1 protein-coding gene is annotated in these 413 nt (G+C 65.6%); it reads right to left on the bottom strand.

Annotated features, from left to right (window positions below; translation table 11 throughout):
• A partial coding sequence (locus D7Y13_RS43850; RefSeq protein ID WP_208734708.1) for a hypothetical protein occupies positions 1–395 on the bottom strand: 395 nt, incomplete at its 3' end.
• Positions 396–413 lie beyond the last annotated feature (18 nt).

Here is a 413-nt window from a genome sequence, read left to right as displayed (position 1 = left end):
AACCAGATGTTGCCGTCCGGCCCTGGGTGGATGTGATTGCCGCTGATGGCGTCCCGCGCACCCACCAGACCCAGCTCGTCGAGCCGCCATCCCGGCCAGGCCCGCCAACCGTCGGTCACATTGAACAGTTCCAGTAGTGGGCCAAGGGGATGTCTGCGCAAAACCGGCAGAATTCCGGGGTCCGACAGCCGCGGGATCTCGGCGGCAACCGATGATTCCAGGTGTGGCAGACCGGCCCGCACTTCGATCAGGTGCCGCAGCCCCAGGAACAATCGCCCTTCGACATGATGCAGTTCGTGACGCTGTTCGGCCCGCGCCCAGTCCATCCTCGGTCGGTGCGCCCACCGATTGTCGCTGTCGTGACCTGGTTCGGTCGCCCACTCCGGGTCGTTCACGGTGGCGATCTCGTCACC

This window comes from Corallococcus praedator, assembly GCF_003612125.1.
In the GTDB taxonomy this organism is placed as follows: domain Bacteria; phylum Myxococcota; class Myxococcia; order Myxococcales; family Myxococcaceae; genus Corallococcus; species Corallococcus praedator.
Note: the sequence above shows the minus strand (reverse complement) of the source record. Positions and strands in the feature narration are given on the sequence as shown.